The following is a 265-nucleotide window of genomic DNA, read 5'->3' as shown; positions in this document are numbered from 1 at the left end:
CTGCAAAACCAATTATGGTTCAGCCTGCGCGACCTAAGCCATGGGAAAAAACTTACGTTAAGTTACCTGCTTATGAGCAAGTAAGTGTTAACAAACCTTTATACGCCCACGCTTCGCGAATTTTACACCAAGAAACAAACCCTGGTTGTGCAAGAGCGCTTTACCAACGACATGGCGATCGCTCTATTTGGGTAAACCCGCCAGCATATCCATGAGAAACACATGAGATGGATGCTGTATTTGGTTTGCCGTATCAGCGTATTCC

The 265-nt window shown here is 45.3% G+C and carries 1 pseudogene; it reads left to right on the top strand.

Annotated features, from left to right (window positions below):
- Nucleotides 1-212, top strand: a pseudogene (locus tag AAEY57_RS20215) (YgiQ N-terminal domain-containing protein); the annotation flags it as partial.
- Nucleotides 213-265 lie beyond the last annotated feature (53 nt).

It is taken from the genome of Pseudoalteromonas sp. MER144-MNA-CIBAN-0113, from assembly GCF_040308965.1.
GTDB lineage: Bacteria > Pseudomonadota > Gammaproteobacteria > Enterobacterales > Alteromonadaceae > Pseudoalteromonas > Pseudoalteromonas tetraodonis.
The sequence above is the reverse complement of the archived record's forward strand: the minus strand, read 5'-3'. Positions and strand labels throughout refer to the sequence as shown.